General features: G+C 63.5%; 18 protein-coding genes. 11 read left to right on the top strand and 7 right to left on the bottom strand.

All coding sequences use genetic code 11. The annotated features are described in order from the left end of the window. Positions 1–95 precede the first annotated feature (95 nt). Positions 96–1,370, top strand: coding sequence for an EAL domain-containing protein (locus OKW35_RS30335; protein ID WP_184058209.1), 1,275 nt, complete (start codon positions 96–98; stop codon positions 1,368–1,370). Here OKW35_RS30335 and OKW35_RS30330 read toward each other — a convergent pair. Next, a complete protein-coding gene (locus OKW35_RS30330) occupies positions 1,326–2,381 on the bottom strand; it encodes a sigma-70 family RNA polymerase sigma factor (protein WP_429553993.1) in 1,056 nt (351 codons plus the stop codon). The genes OKW35_RS30335 and OKW35_RS30330 overlap by 45 nt on opposite strands. A gap of 24 nt (positions 2,382–2,405) precedes the next feature. Between OKW35_RS30330 and OKW35_RS30325 the strand changes: the two genes are divergently transcribed. The 3 genes from OKW35_RS30325 to OKW35_RS30315 all read left to right on the top strand — a co-directional run bounded on the left by OKW35_RS30325 (position 2,406) and on the right by OKW35_RS30315 (position 5,015). Further along, positions 2,406–2,594: a hypothetical protein gene (locus OKW35_RS30325; protein ID WP_429553992.1), complete on the top strand. Its 189-nt coding sequence runs from the start codon at positions 2,406–2,408 to the stop codon at positions 2,592–2,594. A gap of 58 nt (positions 2,595–2,652) precedes the next feature. Continuing rightward, positions 2,653–3,300, top strand: a complete 648-nt coding sequence (gene clpP, locus OKW35_RS30320) for an ATP-dependent Clp endopeptidase proteolytic subunit ClpP (RefSeq protein WP_184058215.1) — start codon at positions 2,653–2,655, stop codon at positions 3,298–3,300. A gap of 164 nt (positions 3,301–3,464) precedes the next feature. Next, complete coding sequence (locus OKW35_RS30315; protein WP_429553991.1) at positions 3,465–5,015, top strand: NYN domain-containing protein; 1,551 nt, start codon at positions 3,465–3,467, stop codon at positions 5,013–5,015. 121 nt (positions 5,016–5,136) lie between these two features. Here the strand turns inward: OKW35_RS30315 and OKW35_RS30310 are convergent, their stop codons facing one another. Continuing rightward, the gene (locus OKW35_RS30310) at positions 5,137–5,688 is read right to left on the bottom strand and encodes a glycine zipper family protein (RefSeq protein WP_184058218.1); all 552 of its coding nucleotides are present in this window, start codon (positions 5,686–5,688) and stop codon (positions 5,137–5,139) included. Positions 5,689–5,848: 160 nt separating this feature from the next. Between OKW35_RS30310 and OKW35_RS30305 the strand changes: the two genes are divergently transcribed. Beyond that, positions 5,849–6,067 (top strand): hypothetical protein, encoded by a 219-nt coding sequence (locus tag OKW35_RS30305; RefSeq protein ID WP_429553990.1) that lies wholly within the window; start codon positions 5,849–5,851, stop codon positions 6,065–6,067. A gap of 232 nt (positions 6,068–6,299) precedes the next feature. On the opposite strand, the gene sodB is transcribed toward OKW35_RS30305, so the two are convergent. Continuing rightward, positions 6,300–6,878 carry a superoxide dismutase [Fe] gene (gene sodB / locus OKW35_RS30300; RefSeq protein ID WP_429404629.1) on the bottom strand — a complete coding sequence of 193 codons (579 nt, stop codon included), beginning with the start codon at positions 6,876–6,878 and terminating at the stop codon, positions 6,300–6,302. Positions 6,879–7,094: 216 nt separating this feature from the next. After that, a complete protein-coding gene (gene xseA, locus OKW35_RS30295) occupies positions 7,095–8,474 on the bottom strand; it encodes an exodeoxyribonuclease VII large subunit (RefSeq protein WP_187614157.1) in 1,380 nt (459 codons plus the stop codon). A 548-nt stretch (positions 8,475–9,022) separates the two neighbouring features. Here xseA and lpxK point away from each other — a divergent pair. The 5 genes from lpxK to OKW35_RS30270 all read left to right on the top strand — a co-directional run bounded on the left by lpxK (position 9,023) and on the right by OKW35_RS30270 (position 13,120). Then, positions 9,023–10,039 (top strand): tetraacyldisaccharide 4'-kinase, encoded by a 1,017-nt coding sequence (gene lpxK, locus OKW35_RS30290; RefSeq protein WP_429553989.1) that lies wholly within the window; start codon positions 9,023–9,025, stop codon positions 10,037–10,039. Continuing rightward, the gene (locus OKW35_RS30285) at positions 10,020–10,223 is read left to right on the top strand and encodes a Trm112 family protein (protein ID WP_007180583.1); all 204 of its coding nucleotides are present in this window, start codon (positions 10,020–10,022) and stop codon (positions 10,221–10,223) included. The genes lpxK and OKW35_RS30285 overlap by 20 nt, the downstream gene beginning before the upstream one ends. A 206-nt stretch (positions 10,224–10,429) precedes the next feature. Then, positions 10,430–11,224 (top strand): 3-deoxy-manno-octulosonate cytidylyltransferase, encoded by a 795-nt coding sequence (gene kdsB / locus OKW35_RS30280; RefSeq protein ID WP_429553988.1) that lies wholly within the window; start codon positions 10,430–10,432, stop codon positions 11,222–11,224. Between the two features lie 211 nt (positions 11,225–11,435). Continuing rightward, complete coding sequence (adk, locus tag OKW35_RS30275) at positions 11,436–12,101, top strand: adenylate kinase (RefSeq protein ID WP_090801619.1); 666 nt, start codon at positions 11,436–11,438, stop codon at positions 12,099–12,101. Positions 12,102–12,361: 260 nt separating this feature from the next. Continuing rightward, positions 12,362–13,120, top strand: a complete 759-nt coding sequence (locus OKW35_RS30270; RefSeq protein WP_090805443.1) for a 3-hydroxyacyl-CoA dehydrogenase — start codon at positions 12,362–12,364, stop codon at positions 13,118–13,120. A 126-nt stretch (positions 13,121–13,246) separates the two neighbouring features. Here the strand turns inward: OKW35_RS30270 and OKW35_RS30265 are convergent, their stop codons facing one another. Together OKW35_RS30265 and murJ are read right to left on the bottom strand one after the other, a co-directional pair. Further along, the gene (locus tag OKW35_RS30265; RefSeq protein WP_184058608.1) at positions 13,247–14,089 is read right to left on the bottom strand and encodes a SirB1 family protein; all 843 of its coding nucleotides are present in this window, start codon (positions 14,087–14,089) and stop codon (positions 13,247–13,249) included. 5 nt (positions 14,090–14,094) lie between these two features. Beyond that, positions 14,095–15,684 carry a murein biosynthesis integral membrane protein MurJ gene (gene murJ, locus OKW35_RS30260; RefSeq protein ID WP_429553987.1) on the bottom strand — a complete coding sequence of 530 codons (1,590 nt, stop codon included), beginning with the start codon at positions 15,682–15,684 and terminating at the stop codon, positions 14,095–14,097. A gap of 508 nt (positions 15,685–16,192) precedes the next feature. Here murJ and rpsT point away from each other — a divergent pair. After that, positions 16,193–16,471, top strand: a complete 279-nt coding sequence (gene rpsT / locus OKW35_RS30255; protein ID WP_027198671.1) for a 30S ribosomal protein S20 — start codon at positions 16,193–16,195, stop codon at positions 16,469–16,471. A gap of 156 nt (positions 16,472–16,627) precedes the next feature. On the opposite strand, the gene OKW35_RS30250 is transcribed toward rpsT, so the two are convergent. Next, positions 16,628–16,975 carry a DUF3579 domain-containing protein gene (locus tag OKW35_RS30250; protein ID WP_008923011.1) on the bottom strand — a complete coding sequence of 116 codons (348 nt, stop codon included), beginning with the start codon at positions 16,973–16,975 and terminating at the stop codon, positions 16,628–16,630. Positions 16,976–17,226: the final 251 nt, after the last annotated feature.

Raw genomic sequence — 17,226 nt, 5'->3', positions numbered from 1 at the left:
ATAGTTCTTGCTCGTCTATCCTGTAAACTCTTGGTCTGCGCGCGCGAACTCCTGCCTGGCCCAGCAAGCGCCGCCATTTCCACACGACTGACACGATGAGCATGATCGAACTCGATCCTCCCGGCTTCCAGCCACCACGCCCGATGGCCGGCGACGAAGGCTCCCGGCGTACCGTTCTCTATGGCGGCTACACCGTTTTCAGCGTGTTTCAGCCGGTCTTTTCGGTATCGCACCGGCGCGCGATCGGGTATCACGCGTCGCTGCGCGTGCACGACGAGCATGAGCGGCAAGTGCCCTCGCACGAAGTCTTTACGCAGGCCGCGCGACGCGGCGATCTGCTGGAACTCGGACGGCTGGCCGAATCGCTGCACCTCGGCAACTTCAACGCATTCGACAGCCACGACGAATGGCTCTTCCTCAGCCTGCATCCGGCCGCACTGATGGACACCAGCTACGGCGACGCGCTGCTTGCCAGCCTGAAGGCGCTCGGCCTGCCGCCGCAGCGCGTGGTGCTCGAAGTATCCGAACAGGCTGGCGGCGAAACCACGCGCTTCGCCGAAATCGTCGATTCGCTGCGCAAGGCCGGTTTCCTGATCGCGCTCGACGGCTTTGGCGCCAAGCATTCGAACATCGACCGGGTGTGGAATCTGCGGCCGGACATCGTCACGCTCGACCGCTGCATCCTCGCGCAAGCGAGTGAACACTCGCATATCGAGCGCGTGTTGCCGGGCCTCGTCTCTCTGTTGCACGAGTCTGGGCAACTGGTGCTGATGGGCGGTCTGAGCACCGAACGTGATGCGCTGATCGCGCTCGAATGCAATGTCGACTTCGTCCAGGGCGCATTTTTCGCGGGTCCGAGCGTCGAACCCGTCAAGCCGCAAGTTGCCGCTGGCCTGATGGATTCGCTCTCCGCTTCGTTGCGCGAACGCGTTGCCGCTCGAGAGAAAGCGCAATCCGCGCGGCTCGCGCCGTATGTCACGGCGCTCGAGGCAGCCGCCGCGCAGCTGGTTGCCGGGGAATCGATCACGCAGGCGAGCGCACCTCTGCTCGCGCTCGGAGAAACGGCGCGCTGCTTTGTTTTGGACGGTTCGGGGCGGCAGATCGGCGACAACGTGCTGCCGCCGGGGCGCACATCGCAACGCGCAAAGCGCTTCAGCCCGCTGCTGCATTCCGAAGGCGCGAGTTGGGAGCGCCGCCCGTACTTCATTCAGGCGATGCGTCAACCGGGGCGGGTTAATCTGACGCCGCCGTATCTGTCGATCAACGAAGCGCATCTGTGCGTGACCGCCTCGATTGCCGCGCACACGTCGCATGGTACGCAGGTGCTATGCGTCGACATCAACTGGGAAGTCGCGGCTCACCGTAACTGACGCCCCCGGATGGTCCTTGATGCGGGCAAGCAGTTCCGTGATCGCATCACGGCCCAGCATCCGGTTGGCCGCCTGCAGATGCGCGGCGCTGGTCAGGATGCGCAGCGAGACGATTTTCGCCGAAAGGTCCGTTTTTCCATCCGTCACCACGTCGATTAACCCGACGATCTCGCCGTCGCAGAACAGTGCGATGCACACCGCACCCGCCATCGACACCACCTCCGCATGGCTCGCCTGTTGCGCGAGCGATGTGACTACAGCCATCCACTTCGGACCTGAACCCGGTTCGCGGTCGCGTTGCGCTTCGGTTTCAGGCGTTGGCCCTTGTGCTCGAAGGGCCGGGTTGGCTGTGGGGAACTGAGGGGGCGGAACGTACAAAGGTACGTCGCTGATCAGTTGCGGCGCATCGCTGAAAAGCTGTAGCAGGCCCGCCCGGTCTTGCGCTTCGAGCGCCGCGCGCAAACGCTCGACGATTCGCCCATGCACCGCCGGATCGGGCCGCTCCAACGGCGCCCCCGCACGTCTCAGACGCTCCTTGGCGCGATGAACCATTTGCCGGCAAGCGGCCGGCGTGCGCTCGAGAATCGAGGCGATTTCCGCATAACCGCACTCGAACGCTTCATGCAGGACAAGCGCCGCACGTTCGTCTGGTTTCAGATGTTCGAGAAGCAGCATCACGCCGTACGACATATCTGCCGCTCGCAACGCCAACTCCTCCGCCGATGGCGCGACCTCGTCGAGCCACGGCTCCGGCAACCAGCCGCTAGCCTGTGACGCACGCTCGCGCTGTGCATGACGCAGACGGTCGATCGCCGTGCGCGTGGTGAGCGTGGTGAGCCACGCGACCGGCGTTTGCACCGCCTGCGTATCGGCCAGGTGCCATTTGAGCCAGACATCCTGCACCACGTCTTCGGCCTCCGCGCGACTGCCGAGCATCCGATATGCGAGTGCCAGCAGACGGGCGCGCGCGGCCTCGAAACTGGATGCCTTGTCGATTCCCTGTTCCGTCATGCGTAGACCTCCCGATGGTGCGTGGTGAAAAAGCGGATGCATACCGGTGGCATGGCTCAGGCGCGCGTCATGCTCGGTATTCCTGAGCTTGACGCATGGGCAACCGGTGATGTGACAGCGCGGCGCAAAAAAATTCGCTGTCACAACCTGTCACAACGCCAGCGGCTGCTTCGTCAAATGAGCAACAACCGGCGCATGTCACGCGGCTTCTGATCCGCGGCGGCCTGCGCATCCCGGAATGCCCGCGCCATCCATCCTGAACGAGGAATCCATGCCTTCCAGTTACCCGTCTGTCTCCGGCCTCGGCCTTGTGCCCACGGTGATCGAACAATCCGGCCGGGGCGAACGTGCCTATGACATCTACTCCCGCCTGCTGCGCGAGCGCATCGTCTTTCTTGTCGGGCCCGTGAACGAGCAGTCAGCCAGTCTGATCGTCGCGCAATTGCTGTTTCTCGAATCGGAGAACCCCGACAAGGATATTTCTTTTTACATCAACTCGCCCGGCGGCTCCGTGTATGACGGCCTCGCGATTTACGACACCATGCAGTTCATCAAACCGGAGGTCTCGACCTTGTGCACGGGTTTTGCCGCGAGCATGGGCACCTTTCTGCTCACCGCGGGTCAATGCGGCAAACGGTATGCGCTACCCAATGCGCGCATCATGATTCACCAGCCGTCGGGCGGCGGTCAGGGCACCGCGGCGGACATCGAAATCCAGGCCAAGGAGGTGCTGTATGTACGAGCGCGTCTCAATGCGATGATGGCCGAGCGGACCGGACGCAGCATCGAAGAAATCGCGCGCGATACCGACCGCGACAACTTCATGTCGGCGCTCGAAGCGAGGGAATACGGATTGATCGACGACGTGCTGGAAGCTCGCGCGACATGGAACAACGCAGGCCGTCGCGACACCCTGTAACGGAACTGACATCGAGCCGCCCGCTGGACCACCGGTTGGACCGCTGGCTGCAAATTCCCACCTACCGATCGGTGCGAGCGCACCACAAAAGCTGCTCACCTTCGCTGGAATCGCTATCATGTCGCGATTCGTCGACTTCGACGACCGCTTCAATGGAGATACACATGGCGTCATCCAACGAAAACGTCAGCATGGCGCTGTTCTGCGACTTCGAGAATGTCGCGCTTGGCGTGCGCGACGCGAAGTACGACAAGTTCGACATCAAGCTGGTGCTCGAGCGCCTGCTGCTGAAGGGCAGCATCGTCGTCAAGAAAGCGTATTGCGACTGGGATCGTTACAAGAGCTTCAAAGGCGCGATGCACGAGGCCAATTTCGAGTTGATCGAAATTCCGCACGTGCGCCAATCGGGCAAGAATTCCGCCGACATCCGGCTCGTCGTCGATGCGCTCGATCTTTGTTACACGAAATCGCACGTCAATACGTTCGTCATCATCAGTGGTGATTCGGATTTCTCGCCGCTCGTGTCGAAGCTGCGCGAGAACGCCAAACAGGTGATCGGCGTCGGTGTGCAACAGTCCACCTCGGATCTGCTGATTGCGAATTGCGACGAGTTCTTCTTTTACGACGATCTCGTACGCGAAAGTCAGCGCGCAGTCGCGAGGCCCGAATCGTCGCGTCAGCAGCAGAACACCCAGCAGGCAGCCAAACGTGCGCCTGACGAAGAGAAAGCCCCGCCCAAGGAAGATCTGGAGAAGCGCCGCAGCAAGGCCGTTGAAATTGCGGTGCAGACATTCGACGCGCTCGCTTCCGAACGTGGCGACAGCGGCAAGATCTGGGCGTCCGTGCTGAAGAACGCGATCAAACGGCGCAAACCGGATTTCAACGAGACGTATTACGGGTTTCGCGCTTTCGGCAATCTGCTGGAAGAAGCGCAGGCGCGCGGGCTGCTCGAATTCGGCCGCGATGAAAAGTCAGGCGCGTACGTCTATCGAAGCACAGCCGTGAACGTTGCGAGTGAAGCGGCAAGTGAAACCATCGGCGAAACCGCGGCGGAGTCTGCCGAAACGGGGTCGGCCGAAGCGGTATCGGCCGAACAGGCGGCCGAACATTCGTATGAAGCGCAGGCTGCGCAAGCGGCCGCGTCCGAGTCGGGCGGCAAGCACAAGTCGCGGCGCAAGGAGCGCAACAACCGCAAGCTGGGGCGGGGTCAGCAGGAGGCCGCGCACGGCAAGCGCGGTCACCACGAAACGGCTGATGAAGAGCATGCGGCTACCGCTCCGGCTCTCACCGAACACGCGGAACCCGCCGAAGAGGTCGAGCGGCAGGAACCGCGTGAACACGCGCCGCTCCCACGTGAGTTCGTCACTGAACCGATAGCTGAAGCGTCCAAAGCTCGCGCTGTAACAGCGCAAGCGGATACAGCCGCTGAACAAGTCGTATTCGGCCAAGGAACCGACCATTCCACCGACAGCGACCAACCCGCGCTGCGTCAAAGCGCCAAAAAGCGCGCATCGCGCAAAACGGCCGCGAAGAAAGTGAAGAAAAGCACGCCAGGCACGATCGAGGAAGTACCTGAGATCGCAGCGCCGGCCGCGCCCCCTGCTCCAGCAATCAATTCGGAAGAAGGGTCTGAGCCCGCCAGGAAGGCAGCCCGTAAAACGGCGTCCCGGAGCCGTCGCCCGCGCAAAGCGGCATCGACCGACAGCGCGGAATAAGGAGCGGCACGGATTCGACGATCGTCGCTAAAAGCTACCGCCCAACCGTCCTTCGGACTTGAAATGCAGTACCGGCCGACAATGCAAGACAAGCAAGCCGGCCGATCTCAGCTATCACCGCTCAGTAAGCCGGATAAGGCGCGTACATGACGGGCGGAGGCGGCGCGTAATAAGGACGGGGCGCGACGTACACCGGCTGCGTCGAATAGTAAGGCTGCGGCTGAACGATCGTCTCACCCTTCGAGGTCATGCACTGGGCGTAGGCGGTGTCGTAGCGCGCCTGCATGCCGGCCGCCGAATACTGGGCGCCATTCGCGCCGTTCGCGCCCCCGATCAGCAGACCGCTGCCGGCGCCGATCGCCGCGCCCGCGCCGGCGTTGCCCGCCGCGGCGCCGAACAGCGCGCCGATCGCTGCGCCGCCGAGCGTGCCGAGCGCCGCGCTGTTCACGCTGTTCGTGGTGGCCGCCTGCGCAGCGCCGGACGGATTCGTCGATTGATTCGCGTAGTCGCGGCAGGCGTAGTCGTTCTGCTGGAACTGGCTGAGCGGCTCGCCGCTGCGCGGCATCGCGGCTATGCTCGGGCCGCTCGGTGGCGCCACTGCGCAACCGCCTAACGCGAGCGCGATGACGGTGGCGGGAATCGCCAGGCTGATCGTTTTATTGCTGGGAATCATGGTGGTGCACTTCGGAGGTTTGGAGTTCAAACGTTAGGCTAATCGCGAAATTCCGTGGTTACGGCTCAGTTACAGAAAGTTTTTTGCCCGGCTGGCTGGCCTCGACCTTGCTGTGAGTCCGCTGCGGCGATTGGTACGTTATATCAAGTAATGCTTGTAGATGAGCTGGCAATCGATTGACACGACGCCGGCCGCGCCGAACGTCGTACTCCAGCAACTGGGCGTGACGACCTTCCCGAGCGCCGCGACCGCGCAGAACTTCCAGTACATGAACCATCCGCCGCCAGCGCCCGCCCTCGCCAGTTCGGCGAAGTCGACGGGCGCGGACCGGGCTCATCGGCATCGACAGATGTCCACGAATTCTGGCCCCGACGATTAGCCGCGGGGCTTAGCGCCGCGCCCCGCCAAACCGCAGTTACCAACTGTGACAAACTTCTTTCAGGAGCGCGTAAGAAGGGCATCCCTCGGTGGTAAGCAATACCAATCCCTCCCCTTCCAATCGCCTCCAGAAAGAAAAAGCCCTCGCGATGGAGGGCTTTCGTCTCTGGCTACCATCTTCAATCGCGACCGCAAAGATCACGACATCAGACGGCGAGCCGCAACCGGCAATCTCAAGCGAAGTTTTTCGCTGCGAAGTCCCAGTTGACGATGTTCCAGTACGCCTCGACGAACTTCGGACGCGCATTGCGATAGTCGATGTAGTAAGCGTGCTCCCACACGTCGATCGTCAGCAGAGCCTTCGCGTCGGTGGTGAGCGGCGTGGCGGCGTTGCTCGTCGACACGAGGTCGAGCGAACCATCAGCCTTCTTCACGAGCCATGCCCAGCCCGAGCCGAACGTGCCGACCGCGGTCTTCGCAAACTCTTCCTTGAACTTGTCGAACGAACCCCACTTCGCGTTGATGGCGTCAGCCAGCGCGCCGGTCGGTGCGCCGCCACCTTGCGGCGACAGGCTGTTCCAGAAGAACGTGTGATTCCACACCTGAGCCGAATTGTTGAAGATACCGCCCGACGACTTCTTGACGATCTCTTCCAGCGACAGGTTATCGAACTCGGTGCCCTTGATCAGATTGTTCAGGTTGGTCACATAGGTCTGGTGATGCTTGCCATAGTGAAACTCGAGCGTCTCTTCCGACATGTGCGGAGCGAGCGCGTTTTTCGCAAACGGCAGCGGCGGGAGCGTATGTTCCATGGTGCTTTCCTTCTCTGTATCTGTTGTGGGGAGTCTGCGGATGACGCTATCGAGCACTCGATTGTAGGCGAGTTGGAATAACCCCGCAAACCAACGGCCTTTATGTCCGGCATGTCGAACACGCCGTGCGCAAGGCCCATGAGAAGGGCGCGCATGGCGCGTGCCCGGCTCGTCGGAAGACAGTAAACAGGGCGTCACGCGCCCACCGGCGAAACGTCAGAAACCGTCGGTCAGACGCGCCTGCACGTCGGCGAGCGCGACATCGGCCGAGCCTTCGGCGAGATGCATCGTCAGACGACGTCCAGGTTTCAGCGACGACGGCGTGCGAATCGCCCGACCGCTTTGCGCATCGAGCACGGCCGCATAACCGCGCTCGAGCGTGCGCTGTGGACTCAGCACTTCGAGTCGCGCGCTGAGCATGTCGATGCGCGCGACCTGTCGTTCATGCCGGCGCGATAGCGCCGCATTCAGACGCTGCGCCAACACGTTGACGCGCGTGCGCTCGGCCGCGAGATCCGGACGCCAGCGTTGCCAGCGCATCTGCAGCAACGAAAATCGCGCACGAGCGTCGCGCACCGGCCGGGCGCCCGCCGACGCGAGCCGAACGCGCAACTGCTGCAGATGCGTGCGCTGCCGAGCGAGCCGCTCGGCGGGCGACACGAGCCGGCGCGCCAGCCAGTCGAGCTGCTGCGCGCGCCGCTCCATCATGCGGCCGAACGCGCGCGCGAGCGTCGCGTGCCGATGATCGAGTTCGCGCAGCAGCATGACGCGCTGTGGACTGACGAGTTCGGCGGCACCGGTCGGCGTCGGTGCACGTACGTCGGCGGCGAAATCGGCAATCGTGAAATCGGTCTCGTGACCGACGCCGCTCACCACGGGTATGACGCTTTCGGCAATCGCGCGCGCGAGCACTTCTTCGTTGAACGCCCACAGATCTTCGATCGAGCCGCCGCCGCGACACACGATCAGCACGTCGACCTCGCGGCGCGCGCCAGCCGCCTCGATCATCGCCGCGAGCTTCGCGCTGACGCCCGCGCCCTGCACCGGCGCCGGATAAACGATCACCGGAATATGCGGCGCGCGACGCGACAGCGTCGTCAGCACATCGCGCAATGCGGCCGCCTGCAACGACGTGACGATACCGATCGCGCGCGGATGCGTCGGCAGCGCGCGCTTGCGCTCGGCGGCGAACAGCCCCTCGGCCTCGAGTTGCGCCTTCAACCGCAGAAACGCTTCGTACAAACGCCCCTGGCCGGTGCGGCGCACCGCTTCGACATTAAGCTGCAGTTCGCCGCGCGGCTCGTACATCGTGACGAGGGCGCGCACTTCGATGCGATCGCCTTCGCGCGGCATGAATTCGGCGTACTGAGCTCGACCGCGGAACATCACGCAGCGCATCTGCGCCTGCGCGTCCTTGATCGAGAAGTACCAATGGCCGCTCGCGGCGCGCGTGAAGTTCGACACTTCACCCGCGACCCAAACGAGTGGAAACGAGCGTTCGAGCATCGTGCCGATCGCGCGATTGAGCGCGGAGACGGGAACGACGACCTCACCGCCAGGTGCGGCCGCAGAAGCAAAAGGATTTTCGGGGTTCATGCAAGGAATAAATAGCGCTGGCCGGACAGACGATAGACCGAGCGAAGAGCGGCGTCCAGCCGGAATCGCAGGATTGTTAAAAGTGTCCACATGGCGGGAACCGCCTGACGAATTCCGCCAGAACGCCCGCCAACGTCAATAAATTCCTGGCAGAGCCTTGATTTATATGGCGTTTGCATCTCGATAGCGAGCGAGTACTACGATCCAAAGCGCACGGAATGGCCCTTCGGGACAATCGGACGGCAGGTTCTCCACAAAGTTATCCACAGACTGTGAGCAACCGCACATAGCGTGGAGCGGCGTGCGTTGGACCTTACGCGACTTGCCGGGCGGGACGCCCGCGCGCTACAGTGCCGGGTTCGACGGCATGTCGATCGCGCAGCGCGGCGGAGAGCTTGCCCGGCCCGAGGCCACTGGGCGCGGGCCTTTCGCCGCGCCGCTCGCACCTCATTTTTCGACCCGTATTCGCATTCGATTGTCCGGAGAACCGCGTTGATGTTGACCCCGCGTAGTGCGCACGGCGCGCAGTCCGTGCTCGCAACCCGCCCATGAGCGAACTCAGCGACCGTCTCGGAGCGCGCCTCGCGCGCGAATGGCAGCAACGTGGACCGCTCGCCTGGGCGCTGACGCCGCTCGCCTGCGTGTTCGGCGCAGTCGCGGCCGCGCGCCGCGCCGCGTTTTCGCTCGGCTGGCTCAAATCGGTGCGCGTCGGCGTGCCGGTGGTGGTGGTCGGCAACGTGACGGTCGGGGGCACCGGCAAGACGCCGACCGTCATCGCGCTCGTCGAAGCGTTGCGCGCCGCGGGCTTAACGCCCGGCATCGTGTCGCGCGGCTACGGCGCGCGCGTGAGCACGCCGACCCGGGTCACGCCCGGTTCGTCGGCACGGGTCGGCGGAGACGAGCCGTTACTGATCGCGCGCCGCACCGGCGCACCCGTGTGGGTCTGTCCGGACCGCGTCGCCGCCGCGCAGGCGCTGTGCGCCGCGCATCGCGATGTCGACGTGATCGTCAGCGACGACGGCTTGCAGCACTATCGCCTCGCGCGCGATGTCGAACTCGTCGTGTTCGATCACCGGCTCGGCGGCAACGGTTTCCTGCTACCGGCCGGGCCGCTGCGCGAGCCGCTGTCGCGCCGCCGCGACGCGACGCTGATCAACGATCCGTACGCGCGCACGCTGCCCGCGTGGCCGAACACGTTCGCACTGCAGCTCGCCCCTGCCGACGCGTGGCATCTCGACAATCCCGCACTGCGCCGCCCGCTTGCGCAATTCGCCGGTCAACGCGTGCTGGCCGCGGCCGGCATCGGCGCGCCGGAACGCTTTTTCGCGACAGTGCGCGCGGCCGGCCTCGCGCCCACGACGCGCGCGCTGCCCGACCACTACGCGTTCGAGCGCAATCCGTTCACCGACGTCGACGCCGACGCGATCCTGATTACGGAAAAGGATGCGGTAAAATTGGGGGCCTGGCACGACGCGCGCATCTGGGTAGTCCCGGTCGAAGCCGCGCTTGATCACCGCCTCACTGCATTAGTTGTGGAGAAAGTCCGTGGACGCTCGCCTGCTTGAAATCCTCGTCTGCCCGATCTGCAAGGGCCCGCTCAGCTACGACCGCGCCGCGCAGGAACTGATCTGCAACGCGGACAAGCTCGCCTATCCGATCCGCGACGGCATTCCCGTGATGCTCGTCGACGAAGCGAGGCAGACCGTCGAAGGCACGCCGGTCGATCTGAATCCAGGCTCGGTCGCCTGACCCGCCGCGTTGCGGCACCGAGGCGCCGCGACGTCTCGCTCGCGCGCGGGTCAAGGCAGGCTTCATCGATGCCACTGCCCCCTCCCCGCATGCGCTCCAATAACGATCCGCAGCCGTTTTCGCCGCTCCGGCTCATGTCCGACCCTGCGTGAGCGTCGCGCGCGCAGCCTCTTCCTCCGGCCTGATCGCCGACCGTTCCTGATCCGATGATCCACACCACCCCTCATCCGTTTATCGCCGTCGTGCCGGCCCGCCTCGCGTCGACGCGTCTGCCCAACAAGCCGCTCGCGGACATCGGCGGCAAACCGATGGTCGTGCGCGTCGCGCAGCGCGCGCGCGAATCGGGCGCGCAACAGGTGCTGGTCGCGTCGGACGCGCAGGAAGTGCTCGACGCGGCGCGAGACCACGGCTTCGACGCGGTACTCACGCGCGCCGACCATCCGTCGGGCACCGACCGTCTCGCGGAAGTGGCGACGCGTTTCGGCTGGAGCGACGACACGATCGTCGTCAACGTGCAGGGCGACGAGCCGCTGATCGACCCGGCGCTCGTGCGCGGCGTCGCCGCGCATCTGGCAACGACGAGCGACTGCGCGATCGCGACGGCCGCGCATCGGATCACCGATCCCGCCGAAATTTTCAATCCGAACGTCGTCAAGGTCGTGCCCGATGCGCGCGGCATCGCGCTGTATTTCTCGCGCGCGCCGATCCCGTGGGCGCGCGACGCATGGCAACCGCACTGGCCCAACGTCGCATCGATGCCGACGCCGGCCGCGCCCGCCGTCGTATACCGGCACATCGGCCTGTACGCGTATCGCGCGAAATTTCTGCGCACGTACCCGAGCCTCGCGATCTCGCCGATCGAGCAGGTCGAAGCGCTCGAACAACTGCGCGCGATGTGGCATGGCGAGCGCATCGCGGTCCTCGTCACGCAAGACGTACCGTTGGCGGGGGTCGATACCCCCGCCGATCTCGCGCGCGTACGGGCCTTATTCGGGTCTTGAGCGCGGGAAGCCGTGGCATAATCGAACGGTTATGCGCGCCTCCCAGCGCAGGCGACACGCGGGTTATCCCGGTCGCGCCGTGCGGATCTTGCAGCGCCGTCGTATTCGACGTGCAGCGCGAGGTAGCCAACGGTAGCCGATGCGGAACCTGCGAGAATCGCCGGGAAGCATGCCGCGTCAACAAAGAATTCACATAGATCTGGAGATATCCATGCGTTTGATCCTGTTGGGTGCACCGGGTGCCGGCAAAGGCACTCAGGCCAACTTCATCAAGGAAAAGTTCGGCATCCCGCAAATTTCGACCGGCGACATGCTGCGCGCGGCCGTCAAGGCCGGCACGCCGCTCGGCCTCGAAGCAAAGCGCTTCATGGACGCCGGCGAGCTCGTCACGGATGAGCTGATCATCAACCTCGTGAAGGAACGTCTGCAGCAGCCGGACTGCGCGAACGGCTATCTGTTCGACGGCTTCCCGCGCACGATTCCGCAAGCCGAAGCAATGAAGCAGGCCGGTGTCGCGATCGACTACGTGCTCGAAATCGACGTGCCGTTCGACGAGATCATCGTGCGCATGAGCGGCCGTCGCTCGCACCCCGCATCGGGCCGCACCTATCACGTGACGTTCAATCCGCCGAAGGTCGAGGGCATCGACGATGTGACCGGCGAGCCGCTGATCCAGCGCGACGACGACAAGGAAGAAACGGTCAAGAAGCGTCTGGAAGTGTACGAATCGCAAACCAAGCCGCTGATCGAGTACTACAACGGCTGGGCGAAGAACGGCGATACGTCGAGCTCGGTGAAGGCGCCCCAATATCGCCGCATTTCGGGCCTCGGCAGCGTCGATGAAATTCGCGCCCGCGCGTTCGACGCGCTGAAGTAAACCGGCTTGGTCCAAACATTACCGCTGTTTTCGTTTGACCAAAACCCGCCCACGTTGGGCGGGTTTTTTATTTGGCTCGGTGCGCAAACCAAAAGCGGCAAGCGGTGGGGAACGCCCAGCGGACCTAGTTAGGTTTCCATAGCGCTTGCATGCCGCCGCCCGCTTCGCTTTCCGCAGCGCAGCACAGCCGCTACAATCGATCGTCGTCGAAAAATGCTTCGCTCGAGACCGCACTGAACAACCGTAGCAAAGGAGAAGACATGGAAATTCGTGACAACGTGTTCCTGATCACCGGCGGCGCATCAGGGCTCGGCGCTGCCACCGCGCGCCTGCTCGTCGAGAACGGCGGCAAAGTCGTCCTCGCCGACCTGAATCTGGACGCGGGCGAGGCGCTCGCAAAGGAACTCGGCGGCGCTTTCGTCAAATGCGACGTGAGCCGGGAAGAGGACGCGCAACAGGCCGTCGAAGCCGCGACGAAGCTCGGTACGCTGCGCGGTCTCGTCAACTGCGCGGGCGTCGCGCCGGCCGCGAAGACCGTCGGCAAGGATGGGCCCCATTCGCTCGATCTGTTCACGCGCACGATCTCGATCAATCTGATCGGCACGTTCAACATGATCCGGCTCGCCGCGGTGCAAATGTCGAAGAACGAGCCGAACGCCAACGGCGAGCGCGGCGTGATCATCAACACCGCATCGGTCGCCGCGTTCGACGGCCAGATCGGCCAGGCGGCCTACTCCGCGTCGAAGGCTGGCGTGGTCGGTATGACGCTGCCGATCGCGCGAGACCTGTCGCGCAACGCGATCCGCGTGATGACGATCGCCCCCGGCCTCTTCGAAACGCCGATGCTGCTCGGCATGCCGCAGGAAGTGCAGGACGCGCTCGGTGCGATGGTGCCGTTCCCGCCGCGCCTCGGCAAACCGGCCGAATACGCGATGCTCGCCAAGCAGATCTTCGACAATCCGATGCTGAACGGCGAGGTGATCCGGCTGGACGGCGCGATCCGCATGCAGCCGAAGTGAGGATCGCTTAGCGATCGATCGGGTCGCCGATGCTAGGCCCGGGCCTGCATACGGCGATAAAAAAACGCCTGTGCATGTGCGACATGTGCAGGCGTTTGTGTTTATGCAGCGTGAAAACGCGCGTCGCTATTCGCCGCCATCATGCCGCGTGCGCTGCCGCAATTCATGCAACTGCGACTCGACCACGGTGGCATCTTCCGCATCGGGGCGATCGCCGAGATAGCTCTCGAGGTCCTCGAGCGCGGGCCGTAGATAATCGAGCCGCGCATACGCGAAACCGCGATCCCGCACTTCCTCGATATTGTCCGGCAGCAGAATGACGAGTCGTTGCTGCACCGCGAGCAGACGTTGCCAACGCTCGGTCTGCAGATAGATCGCCTTCAGGTTGCGCAACATCCGCGCGACGATCTCGCGATGCGTGGCTGGTTGCAGCAGCATGCGTAGCGCGCGCCCGACCGAATCGCCAGCCGACGCGACGTACGGCTCGAGCATCTCGACCATCTGCGCTTCGGACAGCGAATGACCGCTGGTCGGATCGAGCATCACGTCGCCGTCGGGCATCGTCACGCGCAGCAGGAAGTGGCCTGGAAACGACACCCCACGCACCGGAACGCCGAATTGCTCGGCCATCTCCAGATAGAGCACCGCGAGCGAAATCGGAATGCCGCGGCGGCGTTTGAGTACGACGTTCAGATGGCTGTTGTCGGGGTCGTAGTAATCGTTCAGGTTGCTCGCGAAACCGAGTTCGCGGAAAAAGAAACGATTGAGGATGCCAACCTTCTGACGGATGTCGGCATCGTCGGGCATGCGGCGCCGCAGCCGCAGCACCAGCTCGTCGATCTCGGCGAGCACCGACTGCAGATCGAGGTCGGGATAGGCATCCTGCGCGATCGAGAGCGCCGTCTCGGTCAGCGGCAGGCTCTCGTCTTCGGCGACGAGCGTACTGAAATAATCGAGAACCCGCGACATGGTGATCACTTCACTCGCCTTCTGAAATACGCGTACTTGAAGCCCATCAGCCAAAGCATACCGAAATACAGCGCGGCGAACAGCACGAGACACGCACCGAGCAACACCACGCGGCTGACCGGCTGGGTATGCATGCCGATCCAGTCGAAGCTGATCGCGAGCCAGCGCATCACGCCGGCGAGCACGAGGCACGCTCCGAGCAACTGCACGAAAAACTTGAGCCAGCCGCTCGACGGCATATAAATGCCACGTTTGCGCAGACCAATGAATAGCAGCAACGCATTGCCACGTTTGCGCAGACCAATGAATAGCAGCAACGCATTGACGCAAGCGCCGAGCCCGACGCTCAGCGTGAGACCCGCATGCGCGAACACCGGCACGAACACGTAGTTGCTCAACTGCGTGACGACCAGAACGCCAATGCCGATCTTCACTGGCGTCTTGATGTCCTGCTTCGCGTAAAAGCCCGGCGCGAGGATCTTGATCAGGATCAGGCCGATCAGGCCGACTCCGTAGGCGGCGAGCGCGCGGCTCACCATCACGACCGCATTGCCGTCGAACTTGCCGTAGTTGAACAGCACCGCTGTCAGCGGCTGGGCGAAAAAGAACAGCGCGATCGCGCTCGGCGCGGCGAGCAGGAACGTGACGCGCAGTCCCCAGTCGAGCAGCGACGAATACTCATGCGAGTCGGCATCGACGTGCGCCTTCGACAGGCTCGGCAGCAGGATCGTGCCCAGCGCGACGCCGAGCAGCGCGGTCGGAAACTCCATCAGCCGGTCGGCGTAGTTGATCCACGACACCGCGCCGGGGCCGATGTGCGACGCGATGTTGGTGTTGATGATCAGGCTGATCTGCGCGACCGACACCGCGAACATCGCCGGCACCATCTTCGCGAGCACCCGCTTTACGCCGCGATGCGCGAGCGCGCGCAGCGGGTTCAGGCCGATGAGCGGCACCATGTCGATCTTCTTGAGGCCCGGCAGCTGCACGACGAATTGCAGCACGCCGCCGACGATCACTGCCCAGGCGAGCGCATAGACCGGCGTTTGCAGGCGCGGCGCGAGGAATACGGCGGAGACGATGAACGCGACGTTCAACAGCACGGGCGCGAACGCGGGCAACGAAAAGTTCTTGTACGTGTTCAGCACGCCCGACGCCAGCGACGTCAGCGAGATGAAAATGATGTATGGGAACATGATGCGCGTCATCGCGACCGCAAGCTGGTACGCGTGGCCCTCGTGCGCGAGGCCCGACGCGACGACGAACACGACGCCCGACGCGCCGACCACGCCGATCACTGACAGCACGGCGAGCGCCCACGCGAGCACGGTCGAGGTCGCGTCGACGAGCGCCTTGGTGGCGTCGTGGCCTTGCTGGTTCTTGAACTCCGCGAGGATCGGCACGAAGGCCTGCGAAAACGCGCCTTCGGCGGAAATGCGACGCAGCAGGTTCGGAATGCGAAAGGCGACGTAGAAAGCGTCGGTGTATTGACTGGCGCCGAACGCACGGGCGATCAACGTTTCACGGGCCAGTCCGGTCACGCGCGACAGCAGCGTGAAGCCGCTGACCGTCAGCAGGGCTCGTAATAGATTCATGGGGCGCTTATTATACGGGTCCCGCCAATGCGGGCGACGAGCCAGAACGCGATTCGGACCGATTTGCCACGCGGACGTTCGCCGCGATCGGCTGGAAAGCGCGATTTTTTGTGTTTTCTGCGGTCTTCCCGGCAGCGCCGCCGCCTTCCATCGGCGCCCTCGCAGGAGGGCCAGCACATACGCGCCGACATGACGCCGCTCCGGTCATTGTGGCGCCGGCGCGTGTTTTCCGTTGTCACGTGCCTGATTTTGTTGCTATAATCGTCGGTTTCGAAGCTTGCTCAGTTTTCGAATGGTCTTCGGACGCGGTTCTCAGGTTGGCGCAGCGCCGCCTGTCAATACATCCGGATGCCTTGAAACACGAGCCCGCCTTCGCGTAGTTCGATCGATTTTTTCGACACTTTTGCGCCCTTGGGCAATCGCTTCCAAGGGTTCGGATCGAGAAGCAGCACCTCGCCTCATCATTGAAGGCCGGGTACTGGATACAGGAACAGGATAAGGAACCGTCATGGCTAACTCCGCACAAGCACGCAAGCGCGCCCGCCAGGCCGCGAAGGCAAACTCGCACAACTCGGCACTGCGCTCGAAGTTCCGCACGGCTATCAAGGCTGTCCGCAAGGCAATCGACGCAGGCGATCACGCTAAGGCCGCCGAAATCTTCAAGGCATCGTCGAAGACCATCGACATCATCGCCGACAAGAACATCGTTCACAAGAACAAGGCAGCTCGCAACAAGAGCCGCCTCGCTGCAGCCGTCAAGGGTCTGCAAGCGCCCGCAGCGCAGTAATTCCGGTCGGCCCGCTTCGGCGGGCTACCTCCTGTTTCCGCTGCACAAGAAGCCCGCTTTGGCGGGCTTTTTTGTTTGGGTTGAATTGCCAGCCACAAAAAAACCCGCTGCTTGCGGGTTTTTGTTTTTTGCTTTTGCCGATCCGGTCGACTTACATCAGATGACGTGCCGTTTGGCTTGCGGCGCAGGCGCATGCTCGAGTTCCAGCTCACACGCCTCGGTGACCAGCAGGTCGTTGTCTTTCGCGAAGTTCATAACGAAATCGAAGGCCATTGGTTCGATGTCGCGCAGCCGCGAATCGAGAATCACACATTTGAGGTCGCCGATCATGGTCGGCCGCACGTACAGCGAGTACTGCATATAGGCGTTCGGCCCCTTCCTCACGCCGGGCCCGAACGACGACATGACGCCCGCGAGCCGCTCCGACCAGTCGCTCGGCCGAAATTTTTTTCCGGTCGACGTAATGCCCTGAATGAAATATTCGATTGGAGCTGCTTCGGCCATGTAGAAATACCTGTGTGACTGCCCAGCGGAATGACGACCAACCGGCGACGCCAGTTGTACGCTCGAACTCACCGCAAGCGGCATGTACGGCAAGCGCTTGCAGCCACCTGCGACGTGCGTGGGATCTGGCGCTAACGCAACAATGACGAACCGCACCACGAGAACCGCTGCGGCGAACCGGCTGAACCGCTCTGGCGTCTGTCATGACGGCCACGCCGTGACAGGCTTTCCGCGCCGCGCGAGCCGCGTTT

The organism is Paraburkholderia sp. MM5477-R1, assembly GCF_050436385.1.
In the GTDB taxonomy this organism is placed as follows: Bacteria; Pseudomonadota; Gammaproteobacteria; order Burkholderiales; family Burkholderiaceae; genus Paraburkholderia; species Paraburkholderia tuberum.
This window is presented reverse-complemented; position numbering and strand designations above follow the sequence as displayed.

Coding starts and splice junctions, on each gene's coding strand:
- murJ (WP_429553987.1), bottom strand. CDS start 15,684: ATGAATCTATTACGAGCCCTGCTGACGGTCAGCGGCTTCACGCTGCTG.
- clpP (WP_184058215.1), top strand. CDS start 2,653: ATGCCTTCCAGTTACCCGTCTGTCTCCGGCCTCGGCCTTGTGCCCACG.
- kdsB (WP_429553988.1), top strand. CDS start 10,430: ATGATCCACACCACCCCTCATCCGTTTATCGCCGTCGTGCCGGCCCGC.
- adk (WP_090801619.1), top strand. CDS start 11,436: ATGCGTTTGATCCTGTTGGGTGCACCGGGTGCCGGCAAAGGCACTCAG.
- OKW35_RS30330 (WP_429553993.1), bottom strand. CDS start 2,381: ATGACGGAACAGGGAATCGACAAGGCATCCAGTTTCGAGGCCGCGCGC.
- OKW35_RS30270 (WP_090805443.1), top strand. CDS start 12,362: ATGGAAATTCGTGACAACGTGTTCCTGATCACCGGCGGCGCATCAGGG.
- sodB (WP_429404629.1), bottom strand. CDS start 6,878: ATGGAACATACGCTCCCGCCGCTGCCGTTTGCGAAAAACGCGCTCGCT.
- rpsT (WP_027198671.1), top strand. CDS start 16,193: ATGGCTAACTCCGCACAAGCACGCAAGCGCGCCCGCCAGGCCGCGAAG.
- OKW35_RS30265 (WP_184058608.1), bottom strand. CDS start 14,089: ATGTCGCGGGTTCTCGATTATTTCAGTACGCTCGTCGCCGAAGACGAG.
- xseA (WP_187614157.1), bottom strand. CDS start 8,474: ATGAACCCCGAAAATCCTTTTGCTTCTGCGGCCGCACCTGGCGGTGAG.
- lpxK (WP_429553989.1), top strand. CDS start 9,023: ATGAGCGAACTCAGCGACCGTCTCGGAGCGCGCCTCGCGCGCGAATGG.
- OKW35_RS30250 (WP_008923011.1), bottom strand. CDS start 16,975: ATGGCCGAAGCAGCTCCAATCGAATATTTCATTCAGGGCATTACGTCG.
- OKW35_RS30310 (WP_184058218.1), bottom strand. CDS start 5,688: ATGATTCCCAGCAATAAAACGATCAGCCTGGCGATTCCCGCCACCGTC.
- OKW35_RS30315 (WP_429553991.1), top strand. CDS start 3,465: ATGGCGTCATCCAACGAAAACGTCAGCATGGCGCTGTTCTGCGACTTC.
- OKW35_RS30335 (WP_184058209.1), top strand. CDS start 96: ATGAGCATGATCGAACTCGATCCTCCCGGCTTCCAGCCACCACGCCCG.
- OKW35_RS30305 (WP_429553990.1), top strand. CDS start 5,849: ATGAGCTGGCAATCGATTGACACGACGCCGGCCGCGCCGAACGTCGTA.